Source organism: Agrobacterium sp. 10MFCol1.1 (genome assembly GCF_000381165.1).
Classification (GTDB): domain Bacteria; phylum Pseudomonadota; class Alphaproteobacteria; order Rhizobiales; family Rhizobiaceae; genus Agrobacterium; species Agrobacterium tumefaciens.
Genome location: NZ_KB906076.1, coordinates 172,693 through 192,098 on the forward strand (window position 1 = coordinate 172,693; position 19,406 = coordinate 192,098).

A 19,406-nucleotide genomic window follows, 5' to 3' on the forward strand; every position below is an offset into this window, starting at 1 on the left:
TATACCCGTGCGCGAGCCATGCCAGCCAAATTGCGGTCACAAGGTCCGATCGGCCTTACCCAACACCTGTCGCAGCCCATCGATACTGAAAGGCTTGGATAATTGCTGCGCATCGGAAATGCCCGAGGCTGTCTTGGCGTTGTCGTCACCGCTTGCGAAAACGATCCGCACGTTTGGCCAGCGTTCCCTTACATGCCTTGCAAGTTCGATCCCGGACATGCCGGGCAGACCGACATCTGTCAGCAACATGTCGATCCTGTTGGTCTCAAGGACGCTGAGGGCATCTTCCGCTGAGTTGGCCTCATGCACCGTGTGACCAAGCTCCTCTACCATGTCGACCGTCGACATCAGGATAAGCGGCTCATCCTCAACGATAAGGACATGCGGTTTTGCAGACACCGTTGGGCGGCTATCACGCGGCTCCTGCTCGGGTGCAGGCGCGGGCTCCTGGCGCTCCATCCGTTGCAAGGCAATCCTGTGTTGCTGCGCGTTGTTCAGGACGTGGCGGACTTTGCGGGCCAGTGCCTCGCGCGTGTAGGGTTTGGATAGCAACTCGACACCAGCGTCCAACCGGCCGCCGTGGACGATCGAATTTTCGGTGTAGCCTGAGGTAAATAACACGGCCATGCCTGGGAACTGAGCCTTGGCCTTCCTCGCAAGATCTGTGCTGCGCATCGGGCCCGGCATCACGACGTCCGTGAACAGCAGGTCGATCTGAACGCCACTGCTGACGACGGCGAATGCGGACTGTGCGTCTCTCGCTTGGAGGACGCGGTAACCAAGGTCCGTCAGCAGCGCCACCGATGTTTCCCTAACGCCGTCATCGTCTTCCACCACGAGAACAGTTTCAGTGCCACCCGTCACCGCAATGGCCTCTGGATCACTCAGGCTGTCTTCGACCTGCACCGTGCGCGGCATATAGAGTTTCATGGTCGTCCCATGCCCGACCTCGCTGTAGATTTTGAGGTGGCCGCCGGACTGCTTAAGAAAGCCGTAAACCATCGACAAACCGAGGCCGCTTCCCTTCCCGTCCGTTTTCGTGCTGAAGAACGGTTCCAGGACATGCTCGATGATATCTGGCGATATTCCTGACCCCGTATCGGTCACTGCAACGAGTACATATTGTCCGGGACGGACATCGTCGTGCGAACGGGCGTAATTGTCGTCGAGAACCGCATTTCCGGTCTCGATTGTCAATCGTCCGCGGCCTTCCATCGCGTCCCTCGAATTGATTGCCAGGTTAAGGATGGCGTTCTCCAGCTGACTCGGATCGATCAGCGTATTCCATAACCCGCCGGAGACAACGGTTTCGAGTTCTATCTCTTCGCCCAGTGCCCGGCGCAGCATATCGTCCATATTCTGGATGAGTTTTCGAACATTGACGACTTTGGGCTCGAGCGGCTGACGGCGGCCGAAGGCCAAAAGTTGCGATGCCAGCTTTGCGCCGCGGGCAACGCCGGCCAAGGCGTTATGCAGGCGTTGTTCTGCCCGCCTATTGCCGTCGATATCTTTGGAGAGAAGCTGCAGGTTGCCGCTCACGACCTGGAGAAGATTGTTGAAGTCGTGCGCCACGCCGCCTGTGAGGTTACCCAGCGCTTCCATCTTTTGCGCCTGCCTCAACGCGATCTGTGCGGTTTCGCGCTCGACAGTTTCTTTCTCTAGCTTCAGAAGCGCAGTTCTCAGTTCAATAGTGCGCTGCTCGACTTTTTCCTCAAGGGTGTGGTTAAGGCTCTGAAGCTGATCCTCAGCACGCTTTTGGTCCGTAACATCGAAGCCATCAACGAAAATCCCGGTCACTGATCCGTTAAGATCAAAAATTGGCTGGTAGATCAAATGTACGAAGCGCTGATCCGGCTGCTCCTTGCCATCCCGTTCAAGGAAAACAGGCACATATCGACCTATATACGGCGTGCCCGATCGAAAAACACCGTCGAGCAATTCGAAGAAGCCTTGCCCGGCAATCTCAGGCAGCGCCTCTCTGACGCTGAGGCCAAGGAGCTCGCGATGCCCGACAAGTTGATTATAGGCATCGTTGACCAGCTCGAACGTGTGTTCAGGCCCGCTGAGGATGCACATGAAACTTGGGGCTTGCTGGAACAGGGCGCGCATCCGATCTCGCTCCGCGGTCCGAAGTTCCACTTCTGAGGAGAGTTGACGATTGAGCTGCTCGAGTGCCAACGCTGCTTTTTCCCGGATCTCAGCAGCCTCTGCAAGCGCCGCTGCCCGTCGACGTTCTGTTTCGAACGCTTCGGCGCTCGCCAAGCGCGAGGTGATCTGGCCGGCAATCAATTTAAGGAAATCCAGGTAATCGTCGCTGACCGCCCGATGCGGATTGAGCCCGGTGATCATTACCCCCTTGGGTTGGTCGCTGGCTTGTCCGACCAAAGGAATGACCGCAGCCTGAGATGGCGCTCTTTGCCAGGGCCCCGACGGGATGACGTCTGTGGCCGACAACTCTATCAGATCCATGGCCTGTTTTTGCCAGGCGCGTTCAAGGTTCCAGATACCCACAGCACGGTTTATTGTTACGGGCAATAAAGTGTCGTCTTCAGCTGTGCCGCAAACCCACCGGCGCATCGCATTGCCGTTCTCGTCAAAAACATAAAGTGCGCAGAAGGGAAGATCCTGAGGGTTGTCGTTAAGCGCTTTGCGTGAAGCGTTGAAGACTTCGACCTCGGTGTCGGCCACGGCAAGGCCAGACGCCAGGGTGCGCATAGTTGCCAGGCGGCGTTCACTGATGACCCGCTCGGTTTCTTCCGTGACCGCGCAGAAGACGCCCTCGACCTTGCCACTGTCTCCGATCAGCGGACTGTAAGAGAAGGTATGATACGTTTCTTCCGGATACCCGTCGCGTTCGAGAAGCAAGAGCAGCGCGCGGTCCCAGGTTGCCTCTCCGCTTGAATAAACGGTTTCCAAGCGCCCTTCGATATCATTCCAGATTTCAGACCATAATATCTTTGTCGGCACAGCAAGCGCGTTGGGGTGCTTATTTCCCAAGGTCGGCCTATAGGCGTCGTTATAGAAAAAGGCGATGTCTGGACCCCAGCCAAGCCACATTTCAAATTTTGAGGTGAGCAACAGCCGAATTGCGACCTTCAGCGCTTCGGGCCACTCGTCCGGACAACCAAGTGTACTATCCGCCCAATCATGGCGCCGCATCATCTGCGCCATCTCTCCATCGCCAACAAATATGTCCCGATACCGGTCCGAAATTAATGCCATTCCACTTCCATCCCAATAGAGCACACCCTACGTAGAACATTAATAACGCTTCGCTGGCCAGCTGGTTCTAGATCGACGCGAGCTTTTGTATGGGGTGGGAGACATTTGAAATTGAGCAAAGGCACATCACAACCTGAATGGAGTACAGCCGAGCTCAGGCGTGCTATCCAGTCGGCCGGGGTCGCGCTCTGGGCCTGGATCGTCGATGACGACACGTTTGTGATGGATGCCAAGGCTTACGAACTCTGGGACATTTGCGGCGAGGTAGACCTCACTTTCGAGCATCTTTCCGCCAAGGTGCATCCCGCCGACCGAGACCGCGTCAGGGCGGCGTTCGTCGCAACCCGCGCCATCGACGGCCCGTTTGAAATTGATTTCCGCATTCTCACGAACGCCTCCGACGTTCGTTGGATTTCCGCTCGAGGCCAGGGCAACGAGGGCGACGCTGCAACCGAAAAAATGACAGGCATCTTTCTTGACGTCACGGGCCGCAAGCAGGCGGAGGAAGGGCATGAACTCCTCGCCGGCGAGATGAGCCATCGCGTTAAGAACATTCTGGCTCTGGCCTCTGGATTAACAAATATCACCTCGCGGACGACCGAAACAAAAGAGGAAATGGCAAAGCAGTTGACTGAGCGACTGACGGCCCTTGGCAGGGCCCACGAACTGGTGCGCCCGCTCCCCGATGGCCAGGGGAGATCGGCATTGCTCGGTGACCTCTTTGCTGTGCTGCTTGCCCCTTACGACGACGTCGGAGCTTTTGCAGGTCGCATCCGCGTTGCTGTGCCGCGGATGGGACTAGGAGAGAAGGCTGCAACCAGCCTGGCACTCGTGATACACGAGTTGGCAACGAATTCGCTCAAATATGGTGCCTTGTCGAATAATGCGGGATTGCTCGACATATCCGGTTCTGTAATCGAAGACGAGGTCGAGATCGTCTGGAGCGAACACGGAGGCGACCCTGCCCAGTCGCCTAGGTCGTCAGACGGTTACGGCAGTAAGATGTTGCACAGGACAGTCTCTGGACAACTCGGTGGATCAATCGACTATAACTGGGTAGAGGGCGGAGTCGTTGTAACGCTAAGGATGAAAGAAAGCCATCTTTCTGGATAAATGATCGGGGACCGAGAGTTGGCCCTCAAGCACCCGGCGTGCCGAGACAAAAGCCGAAGTCCCAACCACCGACAGGCTGGGCGCCCTTGCGGGGAAGCATCGACGCGCGCTCCACCAAAACTGATGGAGCCTCACCGTTCTGAGGGACTGAATATTGGTAATCAGAGTGTCGCACGGTTGCGTAGTGACAACATGGACATCGTTATCCCTGTGTCTTTCGGCCATTTAAGTGGTGATGACGGCCATTCTCCTCAAGGCAGAGTTTGTCCAATAGGCTATCTCGGTGTCTTCGCTTTTGCGGTCGAATAGCGACAAACACAAACCATGCCGACGACCCACTACCAAGAGCGATGTCGTGCAACGGAGCACTTGTCTGCTCGTAGCTCCTGGGCGAATGACAGAGATGCTCCTTGAATGCATTTGAGAAATGTTGGCTTGGATTGAGGTCCGAGTGATCATCTCATCTGTGCGTTGGAACGGCTCAGTGGTTCTGATCCCTTCAAGGCAGGGATCGTAAGCCCCCTTTAAACAGGCTTTAGCAAAAACCGTTCAATTTAAGGATTCGATACGCTTCGATCGAGCTTCGAAGTGCATCCTCAGAATTGCGGTCTCCGTCATTGGCGTCGGGATGGTGCATTTTGAGCCTCTCCTTATAGCGGCTCTTGATTTCTTGGGATGTCGCTTGGGAAGAAAGGCCGAGTGTTTCGAAAGCTTTGGCTTCCAGTACCTTGAGCTTTCTCTGTTGGGCGCCGATCCGCGATTGCCCCTGCCGATCGGCTTTGCGAGCATTTAGCGTTTTTGCCGAGCCTGAACGAACTGAAGACGGTAACGGAGTTTCAGTCGCCGCGCTCACCCTCTTACCCCAGGTCGGGCGCGCACCCGTCGTCGCTTCTTTCTGGTAACGGGCGACGTCGGCATTGGAGGGTGGCGTCGTAAAACTATAACCCTTGTTGTAGTCAGTCACATGCTCAAGGCAGAATAAGAGGTAAAGACCTTCTGCACCCGATCCCACCGGCGCACGGTGAGTACCGCTCTTTTCACACCCGTCCCATTGGCATTTTGGGCCTGTGGCTTGGCTGGGCGATGGCGAGCGTTTGCGAGCGGATCGAAGACCTACGAATATTTTCGAATCATGCGTCATTAGAACTATATGGACGCGGAAGACCCCTAGGGCAACATCAGACACGTCCAATCTCGATCACACGGACAGCATGCGCGATAGCCAGCCTCACCGGGGGAAGCACTGTTTTCTTGGAAATTGGCCATTTGGAAATGGCCAGTATGGAAAATTTCGGGTCACGCTCATGTCTCGCTGAAAACCCCGCCCGCTCGACAATCATTCTCGCAAGGCGTGCATAGATCTTCCCGAGAAGACGATAGCTCGTGGTTGCGGTATTCTCGACGGATTGTCGGCCGCGAAATGGAAAAACGGGTCAAATCCTGCTGAAACTCAATACTCTTGAATTTTAGCATCACTCTTGGTATTTTGATATCAAAGAGATCATTTTTCCAAGGATGATATCAATGCCGGCAGTCACCATTCGTAACCTTTCTGAAGAAACACATCGCGCTCTGAGGGTGCGAGCGGCTCATCATGGCCGGAGCACGGAGGCCGAGATCCGTGCCATTATTGAAGCGGCTGTTCGTCCTCCGGAACGTATTCAGCTCGGTTCCTTGCTAGCGGCCATTGGTCGCGACGCCGAGCTTTCCAACAGCGACGTTGAAGCTCTTCAGAAAAGTCGCGACAAGACACCTGCTAAGCCGATGACCTTCGAATGATCTTGCTTGACACCAACGTCATATCCGAACCTTGGAAACCGGTTCCGGACGAGGCGGTGATTGCCTGGTTGGACGCCCAAGCTGTCGAAACGCTGTTCATCTCCGCAATAACGATTGCGGAACTTCGCTTCGGAATTGCTGCTATGCCTTCAGGCAGACGGCAAACTATCCTCCGCGACCGTCTCGAGGGCGAGGTGCTGCCACACTTTTCCGGCCGCATCCTGTCCTTCGATCTGACTACTTCTCAGTTCTACTCTGAACTGATGGCACGCACTCGAGCGTCTGGGAAAGCGATCGGCACGGCCGATGGCTACATTGCAGCCACAGCGGCTGCAAATGGCCTCACGATCTCAACTCGCGATACAAGCCCTTTCGAGGCTGCCGGGGTGAAAGTGATCAATCCCTGGTCCAGATAACCATAATGTTCATCTGGGTATCGTAAGGTCATATATTCTGAAGCGCTTTCAAAGGTGACTTAGAGATAATAAGCGCCTCTCGCAGCGAGATGTATTAGGAAATGGCGTGACGCAAGGCATTGTTTGTTCATCGCAACCGAGCCGGTTAGGCGCATAATTCCGCAGATGGGTTGGGTGCCATCATCGGCATCGTAGTGTGTCTCCACAGTTGGGAATGGGGCTTCTGTCATTGCCAACTGGCAAGCAGAACTTCAAGTGTTGCACGATCCTCGTCGTCCAGACGGGCGAGTCCTGGTGCTCGAACTGGGCCAACCGCAAGGCCCTGTATCTGCATCGCTTCCTTTACCACAGTCACATTGGCGCCGTTCCGGTATCGTGTCCGCAGCCGTTCGAACAACTCGATCTTTTCAACGATCTTACGTGCGGTCGAGAAATCGCCGGCCATCAGTGCATCATGAACTTGCAGGGAAAATTGCGGTGCGACATTGACGAGACCGGATGTGAAACCGCGGGCTCCGACGGCGCAGAAGGCGGGAGCCCAGCTTTCTGCCAGTCCACACACGTAAAGTGAGCCGTCAGGATCGGAAGCGGCGATCGCACGCGACAGAAGCATAATATCCGTCGTCGCGAACTTTATGCCTGCGACATTCGGATGGCTCGATAGTCTGACCATGTCATTGACCGAGAACCCGTCGGCGCGGACATAGGCTACGAGAGGCAATTCGCTACCTTCAGCCAGGCCGATAAAATAGTCGATCTGTGATTGCGGCGCTGCGAACGGGTCAACCGGCTGGTGGGACATGACCGCAGACGCGCCCATCTCCCTGGCCCGACGCGCCATGGACAGGGCCTCCCGCTGTGAGCGTCCAATCGCTGCAGTAACGGGGGCTTGCCCGTTCACCCCTTCAATCGCAGCTTCGTAGACCTTGAAAATTTCAGCGGGCGTCAACGCGTAAAACTCGCCGGTATTGCCCGCAGCAACGATATTGTGGATGCCCGCCTTTGCTACACGGGCATAGGCTTCGATGGTGACAGCTATATCGACTTCCCCGTCTGTCTCGTAAGCCGTTACGGGGACGCCGGAAATACCGTGCAGAGCCTGGCGGAAATCGAATGTCGTCATCAACTGGTTTCCTTAAAAATCAAAGGGCATCTTCAGATAGAAAATTTGTGAACGGCTACGCCCGCGACAGGCACATCAAACGCAACAAGCGTACCTGGGGTGGTTGTTCCGTTCGTTTCGGTCACAAGACTCGTCAGATAGATCGTTTTGAGGTCCGGGCCGCCGAAACATGGCATGGTCGGCCCTTTGAACGGCAACCTGTATATCTCAAAGAGTTCGCCCTCCGGCGAAAAGCGGTTGAGACGCCCGGCCTGAACGCCGGCGCTCCAGTAACAGCCTTCGCAATCGGTCGCCGCGCCATCAGGCCTGCCTTCGTCGGGTGCGAAATCGTGCAGGCGTTCGGCTGGACCGAGCCTGCCCGTCGCGACATCGAAATCGAACGCCTGATACATCAGACCGCTGCTATCGGAATGATACATGCGCGTTCCGTCCAGATTCCAGGCAAGCCCGTTCGATGTGAACATATCGCCATTGATGACAAGCTCGACGCCGCCATCTGGCGCGATACGATAGAGGCGGGCATTTCCTGTCTGCACGGCAGCCTCGTCGCGGGTTCCCACCCAGAAATGGCCATCGGGGCCGACCTTGCCGTCGTTGAGACGGCTGTCTGCTCGTCCTTCGTCCGGATCGCACAGCAGTTCGAGCGCGCCGTTTGCGGGGTCTAGAAGGTGCACGCCCGTCTTGAGGCCCGCCACAACAAGGCCATTGTCGCAAAGACCGAGGCACCCCACCTGGGCGGGCATTTCGTATCTTTCGAGTTTGCCGCCCGGATGCAGGCAGAAAATGGCGGGGGCGAGAATGTCGACGAACCACAGATTCCCGGTACGCTCATCCCATGCCGGTGATTCGCCGACCTTCAACGGCGTGTCGATGAGAGAGCGGAGTTTCGGCTCTATGATGCGTGGCTGGATCACTGATTATTTTCCCTTGCCCTGTATGGCTCGCCTTTTGAAATGTTGAAAAAACGGTTCTAGCTGCCGACGCCCTGAAACATGCGGGCACGGGCCTTTAGGATGTGATCTTTCATTGCGTCATGCGCGGCCTGTTCCTGGCGCGCAAAAATCGCTTCCACGATTGCCGTATGTTCGTTCTGTACCTCGCGCACATGTTGCGGCGTACGCTTGAGACTGAGGCTGCGTGTCACCGACTGGCCGATCGCGAAATGCGGTTTGAACCAGATCCGCACGGTGATGTGGAACTGGTTATGGCTCGCTTTCGCAATGGCTTCGTGCAGGGCAAAGTCCTCCTCCGCGCCAAGATCGTTGCGCGCAAGACACTGTTCCAGCGCGGTAATGGCCTGTTCGATGCGGGCTTTGTCGGCAGCCTGCCAACTGCGTGCTGCAAGTTCGGCGGCTGCAGACTCAAGGCCGGACCGGAACTCGAAGAAACGCTGCACATCGGCAAGCGAGCCGACAGGAACCTGCTGCAACACGGATGAATCCGGCTGCTGGCGCACATAGGAGCCGGAACCTTTCTGCGAAACGATAAGCCCGTCGTTGCGCAGCCGCTCCAGCGCTTCGCGCACCACAGGCCGGGAAGCCCCGAACAGGGAAGCCAGATTTTGCTCCGACGGCAATCGCTCGTTCACGGGAAACCGCCCATCAGAAATCATTCCGATGATCTTTTCGTAGATGATGTCGCTCAAGCGAGTCTCGCCTCGAGCGGCGGCGGATGCGGTTTGATTGTCCATCAGCAGCCCTTCCGTTGCAAATCGCTGAAGTTAATGGGTTTCCTGCATTTCAATCGCAACAGAAATACCGGGGTTTTCGTGAACGTGGTTACTGTCGTGCCGGTTCTTTCCTCAAACCTGATCGTGAAAACCGGTCTACGAATAAAAAATATGTAAAAATCTGTCAATACTTGTAATCATCTGAAAACGCCCATATGGTCTGCCTGCCGGTGGAGGATCGGTGTGCTGGCTGGCCGGGAGGCTGTTGCGGTTCGGTGAAAGCTGTGTCGCTGCCGGTGATTTTTTGGGAGGATAGTCGATGCGCGATGGCGATAAATTTTCACTGGGCGTGACGCGCCGAACCTTTATGGCTGGGCTTGGCGGCGTCGCCGCCGTGTCCGTCATCGGGAGCTCGGCCCTGGCTGCTGCCGGCAAGGAAGCGCCGGAGCTGGCAGCCTTGGTAAAAGACGGCAAACTGCCGCCGTTGGCGGAACGTCTGCCAAAAAACCCGATGGTGGTGACGCCGCATGAAAAGGTCGGCACCTATGGCGGCACATTGCGCCGCGGCCTGCGCGGTTCGTCGGACCATAACGGCATCCTGCGCATGGTCGGCAACCAGGGGCTGGTGCGCTGGAACATGGATTTCACCGAAGTTCTGCCCAACCTTGCCGAGAAATGGGAGGTCAATGACGACGCCTCGCAGTTCACCTTCCATCTGTTGCAGGGCGCGAAATGGTCTGATGGACATCCCTTTACCGCAGATGACGTGGTGTTCGCCATCGAGGACTGCATCAAGAACAAGGAGCTTTACAGCGCTACCCCGGCGCAGCTCTCCGTCGCCGGTAAGGCGGTCGATGTCGAGAAAGTCGATGATTTCACGGTCAGGTTCAAATTCGCAGCGCCAAACGCGCTCTATCTGGAAAACCTCGCCACGCCGCTCGGCCAGCATCCGACGCTGTTTGCCAAGCATTATTGCAGCAAGTTTCTGCCGAAATACAACACGGCGCTCGATGCCGACGTCAAGGCGGCTGGCGTGTCTAGCTGGACGGAACTGTTCCGCGCCAAGTGCGGCGACATCGAAATTCCGTCGCGCTGGTCGAATGTCGACAAGCCGACGCTCGACCCGTGGGTGGTCAAGGAACCCTATTCCGGCGGCGCGACCCGTGTGGTCATGACACGCAATCCTTACTTCTGGCAGGTCGATACGGAAGGCAACCAGCTTCCCTATATCAACGAAGTCAATTTCGGCATTTCGCAGGATGTCGAATCGCTGATGCTGAACGTCATCTCCGGCAAGATCGACATTCAGGAACGCCATATCAGCGTTCTCGCCAACAAGCCGACGCTGTCGCAGAACATGAAAAAGGGCGATTATCGTCTGTTGACGCTGGTGCCATCGGCTGCGCAGCAGTGCCAGATCTACCTCAACATCACCCACAAAGACCCTGAGATGCGCAAGATGTTCGGCGACAAGTCGTTCCGTCAGGCGCTGTCCATCGCGCTCAACCGCCAGGAAATCATCGACATCGTCTATTTCGGCCAGAGCGAGGGCTATCAGGCCGGGCCGCGCCCGACACATCCCTGGTATCACGAAAAGCTGGCGCGTCAGAACACCGAATACGATGTCGCCAAGGCGAACGATCTTCTCGACAAGGCCGGCTACGACAAAAAGAACGGCAACGGCATGCGGCTCCGGCCCGACGGCCAGCCGATTTTCTTCTCGATCGATGTGATCCCGACACTCTATCCCGATCTGGTCGATGCGCTGGAACTGGTGAAGGCGCAGTGGGCGCAAATCGGCGTCGATATCAAGGTCAACACCATCGAACGCGCGCTGTACTACACACGCGGCGATGATAACGCCCATGATGCGGCGGTCTGGCCGGGTCCGGGCGGTCTCGATCCGATGCTCGACCCGCGTGACTTCTTCGCGTTCCACCCGCAGGGGTCACGCTACGCCATTCCGTGGGCGCTTTGGTACACATCCAACGGGCAGAAGGGGGAAGAGCCGCCGGAAAGCCAGAAGAAGCGCTTCAAACTGTTCGATGAAGCGCGTTCGACGGCCGACCTTGTCAAGCGAGGCGAGAAGATGAAGGAAATCTTCGATATCGCGGCCGACGAGTTCGAGACGATCGGTCTTTGCCTTGCCGTTGGTGGTTTCGGTATCATCCGCAACAACCTTCGCAACGTGCCGGAGAAAGAACCCGACAGCTGGTCATGGCCCAACCCCGGCCCGGCGTTGCCGCAACAGTTCACCTTCACAAGCTGACACCGCCACATGGGCGCCGCTTCATCAATGCGGCGGCGCCTCTCAGGTTGCTTCGACCACCCGCAAGCCGTCTCGTAGTGGATGGCGGCGCGTGTGGTAAAACGTGATTGCGAGAACGTCATGCTGCTATTTATCGTAAAACGCCTGCTGTGGATGATACCGTCCCTGTTCGCCGTCAGTTTTCTTGCCTTTGTACTGATCCAGCTACCACCCGGTGACTATGTGACGACTTACATCGCCACGCTTGCTGCGTCCAACGAAGTCATAGACCACAATACGGCGGCGCAACTGCGAGAGCGCTTCGGCCTCGATGACCCGATGATCGTGCAATATCTCAAATGGATATGGGGCATCATCAGTCGCGGCGATTTTGGCATTTCGTTCGAATGGCAGCAGCCCGTTTCCGGCCTCATCTGGGAGCGCATGGCGCTGACGCTGGTTCTGGCCATAGCAAGCCTTCTCGCAACCTGGGCCATCGCACTTCCGATTGGCGTCTTCTCCGCCGTGCGCAAATATTCGATCGGCGATTATCTTTTTACCGCCTTCTCCTTTTTCGGCCTTTCCATACCGTCATTCCTTCTGGCGCTGGTGCTGATGTATCTCGCGGCGGTGGAATTTGGGGCCGATGTCGGAGGGCTGTTTTCGGCGGAGTACGAGACTGCCTCGTGGAGCATCGCCAAGATGATGGATCTGATGGCCCACATCTGGCTACCAGTTGCGATCCTCGCGGTGTCCTCCACGGCAAGCCTCATCCGCGTCATGCGCGCAAACATGCTGGACGAATTACCCAAACCCTACGTGACCACCGCGCGCGCAAAGGGATTGTCCGAGTTTCGGCTGCTGACGAAATATCCTTTGAGAATTGCGCTCAACCCATTCATTTCCACGATTGCATGGCTGTTGCCCAATCTCATTTCAGGCTCGGTTGTGGTTGCTATCGTGCTCAATCTGCCGACGGCCGCGCCGCTGCTTTTGCAGTCGCTGATGGCGCAGGACATGTATCTCGCCGGCGCTTTTGTGCTTTTGATCTGCGGATTGACGTTGATCGGATCACTCATCAGCGACATCCTTCTTGCGCTGGTCGATCCGCGCATCCGTCTCGAATAGGAGGGCGCCATGAGCGATATCGCCATCACCACCAATACCCGGCCGGACCGCGCTGCCGTCGCCTCGCAATGGCAACTGATCTGGTGGGCGTTCAAGCGCCACAGGTTGGCCATGGCCGCCCTGTTCGTCACCATCGCAATGTATATCGTCGCGCTTTTTCCAGGTTTCTTCGCCATCAACGATCCGGTTCTGCAGAATGCGCGCGCCACCTTCCATCCGCCGCAACGTGTGCATTTCATCGATACGACGGACGGCCTCTCGCTTGGTCTGCACTATTATCCGCTGAAGCTGACGCGCGATCCTGAAACGCTGGCGGCGGTGTTCGTCGAAGATACGGCCAAGAAAATCCCGATCCAGCTATTCGGTCGCGGCTACGAATATTCGGTGCTTGGCCTGTTCACCACGGATATCCATCTGCTGGCCTCGACCGACAAGACCCGACCGCTCTTCCTTTTCGGCGCGGATCGCCTTGGCCGTGATGTTTTCAGCCGGGTAATACAGGGCTCGCAAATTTCGCTGTCCATCGGTCTCGTCGGCGTGTTTTTCTCGCTGCTTCTCGGTGTCGTTCTGGGCGGTATCTCCGGTTATTACGGCGGCCGCATCGATTTTGTCATGCAGCGCGTCATCGACTTCGTTTTGTCGCTGCCGACCATTCCCATCTGGCTGGCGCTTGCCGCTGCCCTGCCGCAGGGTTGGCCGGCAACGCTGCAATATATGATGATCACCATCATCCTGTCCTTGACCGGCTGGGCGCAGCTTGCCCGCGTCGTGCGCGGCAGGTTCCTGTCATTGAGGACGGAAGAATTCGTGGCGGCGGCCCGGCTGGATGGCGTGCCGGAAGGGCGCATCATTTTCCGCCATATGCTGCCGAGTTTTTCGAGCCACATCATCGCCTCGGTCACACTTGCGGTTCCGGCGATGATCCTTGCGGAAACCTCGCTGTCCTTCCTCGGTCTTGGCCTCCAGCCGCCGACCATTTCCTGGGGCGTGCTGCTTCGCGAGGCGCAGAATATACGCTCGATCGCAACCGCGCCGTGGCTGTTCCTGCCCGGCGTAGCTGTTGTCGTTGCCGTCATGGCGCTCAATCTGCTCGGTGACGGTCTGCGTGACGCAGCCGACCCCTATAACAAGTGAGGCCCCGGATGAGCGATATTCTCTCCATGAAGCCAGACCGACCACTGCTTGACGTCCGCAATCTAGTAACCGAATTTCCCGTGCGAAACGGCATTTTCCGCGCGGTAAACGATCTGTCTTTTTCCATCGATCCCGGCAAGACGCTCTGCGTTGTGGGCGAAAGCGGTTCGGGCAAATCCGTCACCGCCCGCTCGATCCTGCAGATCATCGACAGCCCCGGTTACATCGCTTCCGGGTCGATCATCCTCAACCGTGCCGACGGCACGTCGTTGGATCTCGCAAAGCTCGATCCGCGCAGCCGGGCCATCCGCTCGGTGCGCGGCGCAGACATCGCGATGATTTTTCAGGAGCCGATGTCGTCGCTGTCGCCAGTGCACACCGTCGGTGATCAGATCACCGAAGTTCTGCGGCTGCACTTGAAGATGAGCAAGGCGCAGGCACGGGCGGAAGCCATCGAGCTGCTGCGACAGGTGGAAATTCCCAACCCCGAAAAGGCGCTGGATCGTTATGCCTTCCAATATTCCGGCGGCATGCGCCAGCGCGCCATGATCGCCATGGCGCTGGCCTGCAAACCGCAACTGTTGATCGCCGACGAACCGACTACCGCGCTGGACGTCACGACGCAGGCCGAAATCCTCGACCTGATATCGCGGCTGCAAAAGGCGCATGGCATGGCGGTGCTGTTCATCACCCACGACATGGGCGTGGTGGCGCAGATTGCCGATGACGTGCTGGTCATGCATCACGGCGTCGCCAAGGAATATGGCACTGTCGATGAGATATTCCACAATCCACAAGACCCCTATACGCGCATGCTGATCGGCTCGGTTCTGAAGCTTGAGCAGAAGGCGGAAATCCGGCTTGCCCGCCCGCCGCTCGATCTTGCCGCGGCGCCTATCCTAGAAGTGAACGACCTCTCGATGCACTTCGGTGAGATGAAGGCGCTGGATGGCGTGTCGATCAAGCTGCTTCCGGGCGAAACGCTCGGCATCGTCGGCGAAAGCGGCTCCGGCAAGACCACCATGGGCCGCTCGATCATGCGCCTCTACGATCCGACCGGGGGCGAGATGCGCTATCGCCGGGCGGATGGCACGGTGGTCGATCTTGCCAAAATCGAAGGTGCGGAGCTGAAAGCGGCGCGGCGTGAGTTGCGCATGGTTTTTCAGGATCCGTTCGGTTCGCTCAATCCGCGCATGACGGTGGCACAGGTCATCGGCGAGCCGCTGCTGGTCAACGGCATTGCGAAAGGCAAGGAGCTGGATGAGCGCGTCTGCGCCCTGATGGAGCAGGTGGGTCTGGACCCTGCCGGACGTGAGCGTTATCCGCACGCCTTTTCCGGCGGCCAGCGCCAGCGCATCGGTATCGCCCGCGCCATCACGCTCCGGCCGCGCATCATCGTTGCGGATGAGGCGACGTCGGCGCTCGATGTTTCGGTGCGTTTCCAGGTGCTGGACCTGCTCATGCGGCTGCAGGACGAACTTGGCCTGGCTTACATCTTCATCAGCCATGACATCGGCGTCATCAGATACATGTGCGACCGCGTCGGAGTGATGTATCGCGGCAAGCTTGTTGAGGTGGGAGACGCCGAAAAAGTCTGCAACGCACCGGATCACCCTTATACGCAGGCACTTCTGTCGGCCATTCCGCGCCCGGATCCGCGCGACCGCGACCGCACGAGAAGGTTCCGCTACGTCGAGCCGCCCGAGATCAAGAACGGAGCTGCTGCCAGATAACAGCGCGGCTGTTGCTTCTCGCAATTCAAGAGGAAGACCAAAGCATGAAAATCGATCGCATGCGGGTATTCGTTACCCGCGACAAGGACCGCCCCCGCGTTATCGTCGCTCTCGATACCGATGACGGTTTGGCCGGCTGGGGCGAATGCTACAATCACGGCCCCGATCTCGCATTGCCCCCGGTTCTGGATTATCTCTACGGCTTCCTTGCCGGACAGGATCCGACTCGGGTCGAGTATCTCTACAATCTCCTCCTCCAACAAAACCGCTTTCCGCCCGGAGCACTTGGTCTTTCGGCAATCTCAGCGCTTGACCATTGCCTCTGGGACCTTGCCGCCAAGGCGGCAGGCGTGCCTGTGTACAAGCTTTTGGGCGGCGAAGTGCGTGATCGTATCAAGGTTTACGCCGGCGTCTACACGGCACCGGATGCGCCGGCGGCAAGGGAAGAATTCGATCGTCTCAACGAAGACTGGGGATTCACAGCCTTCAAGCTAAGCCCATGGCGCGTCGATATTCACGCCCATCGCTGGGGTGAGGTGGTGCGCAGTTCGGCCGAATATTTCCGCTCGCTTCGCGAAACCGTGCGGCCCGACTACGATATTGCCTTCGACGCGCATGCCAAGATTTTCGAGCCTGCTGCCGCTCGTCAACTGGGTAATGCGCTTGCCCCTTACGATCCGCTATTTTTCGAAGAGCCGTTGCGTCCGGAAAATATCGAGATGTGGGGAGACCTGAAGCAGGGGCTGAACTGCACGCTGGCAACGGGTGAAAGTCTTTACAACCGCAATGACTTCCTGCGTCTTCTGCAAGTCCGGGGCGCCGATATCATTCAACCCGACATCTGCGTTGTCGGTGGTATTTCCGAAATGCGCCGCATCGCCACGCTGGCAGAGGCGCATTTCGTCAGCATCGCGCCGCACAACCCGATGGGACCGCTCGCCACCGCCGTCAACGTGCATTTCTCCGCCGCCCAGCAGAATTTCCGTATTCTTGAATACAGGCTGCCGAAGGGGCAATGCTATGTTTATGGTGGCACTGACCTCGAAAAACGCGAGGATGAAACGCGCTATGTTGTCGACCCTTATCTGCCAAAGGATGGATACCTGGAACTGAGGCCGGACCGACCGGGTTGGGGAGTCGAGATGGATGAAAAGGCCATGCAGGAAGATGGCTATGTTCACTGGCAGCGACGCGTGCCGAAACGGCCTGATGGCTCATATGCTTTTGCCTGAAACGGTTACGATTGCCTTCAGGCAGCTTTCGGCCCGCCTCCGCCCTTCCTGGGGTGGAAGGATGACGCATCTGCACCACGAGGATCACGGCGATATCCTGGTGCCGACAGCGGGGGAGTCTTTTGACCCGTTCAACTGGCCGAGGGCAGGTGCCTATCCGCTCATTCCTTACCACAACAGGTTATATGGCAGCTCATTCGTTCACGCGGATATCCGCCACGACCTTCTTCCACATCCCGTCCTTTCGCCTGATGCCATGCACGGACCTGCTCACCGACGATCGTGGGATATTTCCAGCCTGGCGGCCGATCAGTGCACGCTGGTGCTTGACTATAAGGCGGATGCTGAGTGGCCATTCTCCTTCCGCGCTAAACAATCTTTTATGCTTGAAAGCAACCGTTTGACGGTGGAATTGTCGATAACCAATCTGGAAAACCGGCCTGTGCCGGTTTCGCTTGGCTGGCATCCCTATTTTTCGGCAGAACTGGGCTGCGACGCCAGCACCGATGCCAAACTGCAATATCCCCTCGATGTGCAGAACGTGCCAACCGGCCAGCAAGCGGTGCCCCGCTCGAAACCTGCCATTCCTTCTACGACGGGATACACCTTGCACTTCACCGACTGGTCATATGCGCGCATCGGTTTTGGCAGTTTTTCACTGTTGCTCGAGGCGGATCCCGTTTTTAGCAATCTCGCTGCCCACCGTATGGACCGCTATCTTTGTCTTGAACCCGTTTCCATGGTCGCCGGAGCGCTTGGCTTACCGGAACCAGAGCGAAATGGCCGCGGCGTCGAAACGATCTCGCCGGGTCAACGACTGTCTGGGTGTATCAGGCTTTCTATTGAAAGTTGACAGGGGCGTAGGTGCCTCACGCACATAACGGCTATTCCGGGCGCTCCGCCTGTCCTGAATCCTGCACAATCAGTAAGGTTATGCGTTCCTATCTCAAGGATATCCCCTGGCGATCAACGTCTTCCGAGCGGCGGCGTATGCCTCCTGCAGCGCCTAGTGGCCTTAGCCCGTCAAGAGGTGTTGTCACGCTAACCGGCTTGCCGTTGCCAACGTTTTGGATTGGGCGCGCAGTCGATGAGGATGGCGTCGTTCTCGAAGAAATTTTACAGAAGCGACGTGACAAAAGGGAGGCCGAGCGCCTACTCGTGTCTTTGATGAAGCGCTGTAGTTTTGCTCCCTAGCGGATCATCACTGACAAGCTGCGCTCCTACGAGTGCGGCAAATGCGGACGTGGCTGCCGGCCTTAACAATTGGTCGCACAAGAGCTTCAACAATCGGGCCGAGAACAGCCATATGCCGTTTCGAAACGAGAACGAACCCTGCAGGGTCGCCGATCGCCCGGAGTATTGCAACGGTTCGTTTCTATGCACTGCGCTACCCACATCGCTTTTCTGTTTCCGCCCGCCGCCGCGCCGCAAAAACAATTCGCTACCGCCTCGAAGCGTTCGATAGATCGAAAGTTGCTGCCTGCATCGCTTGAAAATTCGAGCCGCTGCCTTTCTCGGCCTAGGTAACTTAACGTGACAACATCCCATGAGGTTATGCTTCAAGCCGGAGTCTGTCGTGCGCTCGTCCGCAGGCGAATGTAACGACATTGTCTTTACGATGCTTGTAAAGATAATGTCGTTACGCTATATAAATGGGCTTGGATAGGAGTTTCCCATGCCGACCTCACACACGGGTAAGAGCCCGGACGCAAGTGTGCCGCTGAATATGCGCATTAAACCTGCCACTCGCAACTTGATCGATCGCGCCGCAGAGTTGCTCGGCAAAACGCGCACAGATTTCATGTTGGAAGCTTCCGAGCGCCGTGCGGAGGAGGTGCTGCTCGACCGTACAATCGTCACGGTAAGCCCCGAAATTTATGCCGAATATCTTGCCCGTCTCGATGCGCCTGCTCAGCCCAATGAGCGTCTAAAGCGCACGATGTCGACCAAAGCGCCCTGGGATGAGGCGTGACTCTCAGCGCACCAGTCCCCCTGGCCGATCATCACGAACTGGCCGAATTCAATTCTGGAGTACCTGAACTGGACGACTGGCTTCGGCGCCGTGCCCGGGCCAATCAAGCAGGCGGCGCGTCGCGGACCTTTGTCGTTTGCGACGAGAGCCGCGTCATCGCGTACTACGCCCTGGCCTCTGGCTCCGTGAAACCGCCGGAAGTGCCTGGTCGCTTTCGGCGCAATATGCCTGATCCAATCCCAGTTGCAGTGCTTGGCCGCCTCGCCATTGATCAATCCTGTCAAGGGCGTGGTATCGGCAGGGCATTGGTGCGCGACGCGGGTTTGCGCCTGCTGAATGCCGCTGAAGTGCTCGGGATCCGCGGCGTGCTGGTCCATGCGATTTCTGATGACGCACGAGCCTTCTACGAAGCCGTCGGCTTCCTGTCTTCTCCGTCCGATCCCATGATGCTGATGGTCGGTTTGCACGACCTCAATAACGCGCTGAACACCTAAACGAAATTCATCAATAATTTTCGTTTGAGTCCATTCCACTGTGTTTCTAAGCCAATGGAACTGCTCCAGAAAGTCTGACAACAAATGACGTGCGGTGGGTTCGTACCCCTTTAACAACGTGCGACATCGAACCAATCACAGCG

General features: G+C 57.3%; 16 protein-coding genes. 11 read left to right on the plus strand and 5 right to left on the minus strand.

Annotated features, from left to right (window positions below):
* Nucleotides 1-36: 36 nt before the first annotated feature.
* Nucleotides 37-3,171, minus strand: a complete 3,135-nt coding sequence (locus F617_RS0114245; RefSeq protein ID WP_019565740.1) for a response regulator — start codon at nt 3,169-3,171, stop codon at nt 37-39.
* A 156-nt stretch (nt 3,172-3,327) separates the two neighbouring features.
* On the opposite strand from F617_RS0114245, the gene F617_RS0114250 reads away from it, so the two are divergent.
* A complete protein-coding gene (locus F617_RS0114250; RefSeq protein WP_019565741.1) occupies nt 3,328-4,335 on the plus strand; it encodes a sensor histidine kinase in 1,008 nt (335 codons plus the stop codon).
* 535 nt (nt 4,336-4,870) lie between these two features.
* Here the strand turns inward: F617_RS0114250 and F617_RS0114255 are convergent.
* Nucleotides 4,871-5,476: a J domain-containing protein gene (locus tag F617_RS0114255; RefSeq protein WP_003517207.1), complete on the minus strand. Its 606-nt coding sequence runs from the start codon at nt 5,474-5,476 to the stop codon at nt 4,871-4,873.
* A 383-nt stretch (nt 5,477-5,859) separates the two neighbouring features.
* Here F617_RS0114255 and F617_RS0114265 point away from each other — a divergent pair, with 383 nt between their 5' ends.
* Together F617_RS0114265 and F617_RS0114270 are read left to right on the plus strand one after the other, a co-directional pair.
* Nucleotides 5,860-6,114 (plus strand): plasmid stabilization protein, encoded by a 255-nt coding sequence (locus F617_RS0114265; RefSeq protein ID WP_003517203.1) that lies wholly within the window; start codon nt 5,860-5,862, stop codon nt 6,112-6,114.
* Nucleotides 6,111-6,530 carry a type II toxin-antitoxin system VapC family toxin gene (locus F617_RS0114270; RefSeq protein ID WP_019565744.1) on the plus strand — a complete coding sequence of 140 codons (420 nt, stop codon included), beginning with the start codon at nt 6,111-6,113 and terminating at the stop codon, nt 6,528-6,530. Before F617_RS0114265 ends, F617_RS0114270 begins: the two co-directional genes overlap by 4 nt.
* Before the next feature lie 226 nt (nt 6,531-6,756).
* Here the strand turns inward: F617_RS0114270 and F617_RS0114275 are convergent, their stop codons facing one another.
* From F617_RS0114275 to F617_RS0114285, 3 genes are read right to left on the minus strand one after another with little or no spacing between them, the layout of a single operon-like run.
* The gene (locus tag F617_RS0114275) at nt 6,757-7,653 is read right to left on the minus strand and encodes a dihydrodipicolinate synthase family protein (RefSeq protein ID WP_019565745.1); all 897 of its coding nucleotides are present in this window, start codon (nt 7,651-7,653) and stop codon (nt 6,757-6,759) included.
* A 32-nt stretch (nt 7,654-7,685) separates the two neighbouring features.
* Nucleotides 7,686-8,567 (minus strand): SMP-30/gluconolactonase/LRE family protein, encoded by an 882-nt coding sequence (locus F617_RS0114280; RefSeq protein ID WP_019565746.1) that lies wholly within the window; start codon nt 8,565-8,567, stop codon nt 7,686-7,688.
* A gap of 56 nt (nt 8,568-8,623) precedes the next feature.
* On the minus strand, nt 8,624-9,343 hold the full coding sequence (locus F617_RS0114285) for a FadR/GntR family transcriptional regulator (protein ID WP_003517195.1): 720 nt from the start codon (nt 9,341-9,343) through the stop codon (nt 8,624-8,626).
* A gap of 298 nt (nt 9,344-9,641) precedes the next feature.
* Here F617_RS0114285 and F617_RS0114295 point away from each other — a divergent pair, with 298 nt between their 5' ends.
* From F617_RS0114295 to F617_RS0114330, 8 genes are all read left to right on the plus strand, one after another.
* Nucleotides 9,642-11,591, plus strand: coding sequence for an ABC transporter substrate-binding protein (locus tag F617_RS0114295; RefSeq protein ID WP_019565748.1), 1,950 nt, complete (start codon nt 9,642-9,644; stop codon nt 11,589-11,591).
* A gap of 120 nt (nt 11,592-11,711) precedes the next feature.
* Entirely contained in the window at nt 11,712-12,698 is a 987-nt protein-coding gene (locus F617_RS0114300) for an ABC transporter permease (protein WP_019565749.1), read from the plus strand.
* A gap of 9 nt (nt 12,699-12,707) precedes the next feature.
* A complete protein-coding gene (locus tag F617_RS0114305; protein ID WP_019565750.1) occupies nt 12,708-13,832 on the plus strand; it encodes an ABC transporter permease in 1,125 nt (374 codons plus the stop codon).
* Between the two features lie 8 nt (nt 13,833-13,840).
* Entirely contained in the window at nt 13,841-15,565 is a 1,725-nt protein-coding gene (locus F617_RS0114310; RefSeq protein ID WP_019565751.1) for an ABC transporter ATP-binding protein, read from the plus strand.
* A 44-nt stretch (nt 15,566-15,609) separates the two neighbouring features.
* Nucleotides 15,610-16,797 carry a galactarate dehydratase gene (locus F617_RS0114315; protein ID WP_019565752.1) on the plus strand — a complete coding sequence of 396 codons (1,188 nt, stop codon included), beginning with the start codon at nt 15,610-15,612 and terminating at the stop codon, nt 16,795-16,797.
* On the plus strand, nt 16,784-17,650 hold the full coding sequence (locus F617_RS0114320; protein ID WP_019565753.1) for a galactose mutarotase: 867 nt from the start codon (nt 16,784-16,786) through the stop codon (nt 17,648-17,650). Before F617_RS0114315 ends, F617_RS0114320 begins: the two co-directional genes overlap by 14 nt.
* An 822-nt stretch (nt 17,651-18,472) precedes the next feature.
* Nucleotides 18,473-18,769 carry a DUF1778 domain-containing protein gene (locus F617_RS0114325; RefSeq protein WP_019565754.1) on the plus strand — a complete coding sequence of 99 codons (297 nt, stop codon included), beginning with the start codon at nt 18,473-18,475 and terminating at the stop codon, nt 18,767-18,769.
* Entirely contained in the window at nt 18,766-19,263 is a 498-nt protein-coding gene (locus F617_RS0114330) for a GNAT family N-acetyltransferase (RefSeq protein ID WP_019565755.1), read from the plus strand. The genes F617_RS0114325 and F617_RS0114330 overlap by 4 nt, the downstream gene beginning before the upstream one ends.
* Nucleotides 19,264-19,406: the final 143 nt, after the last annotated feature.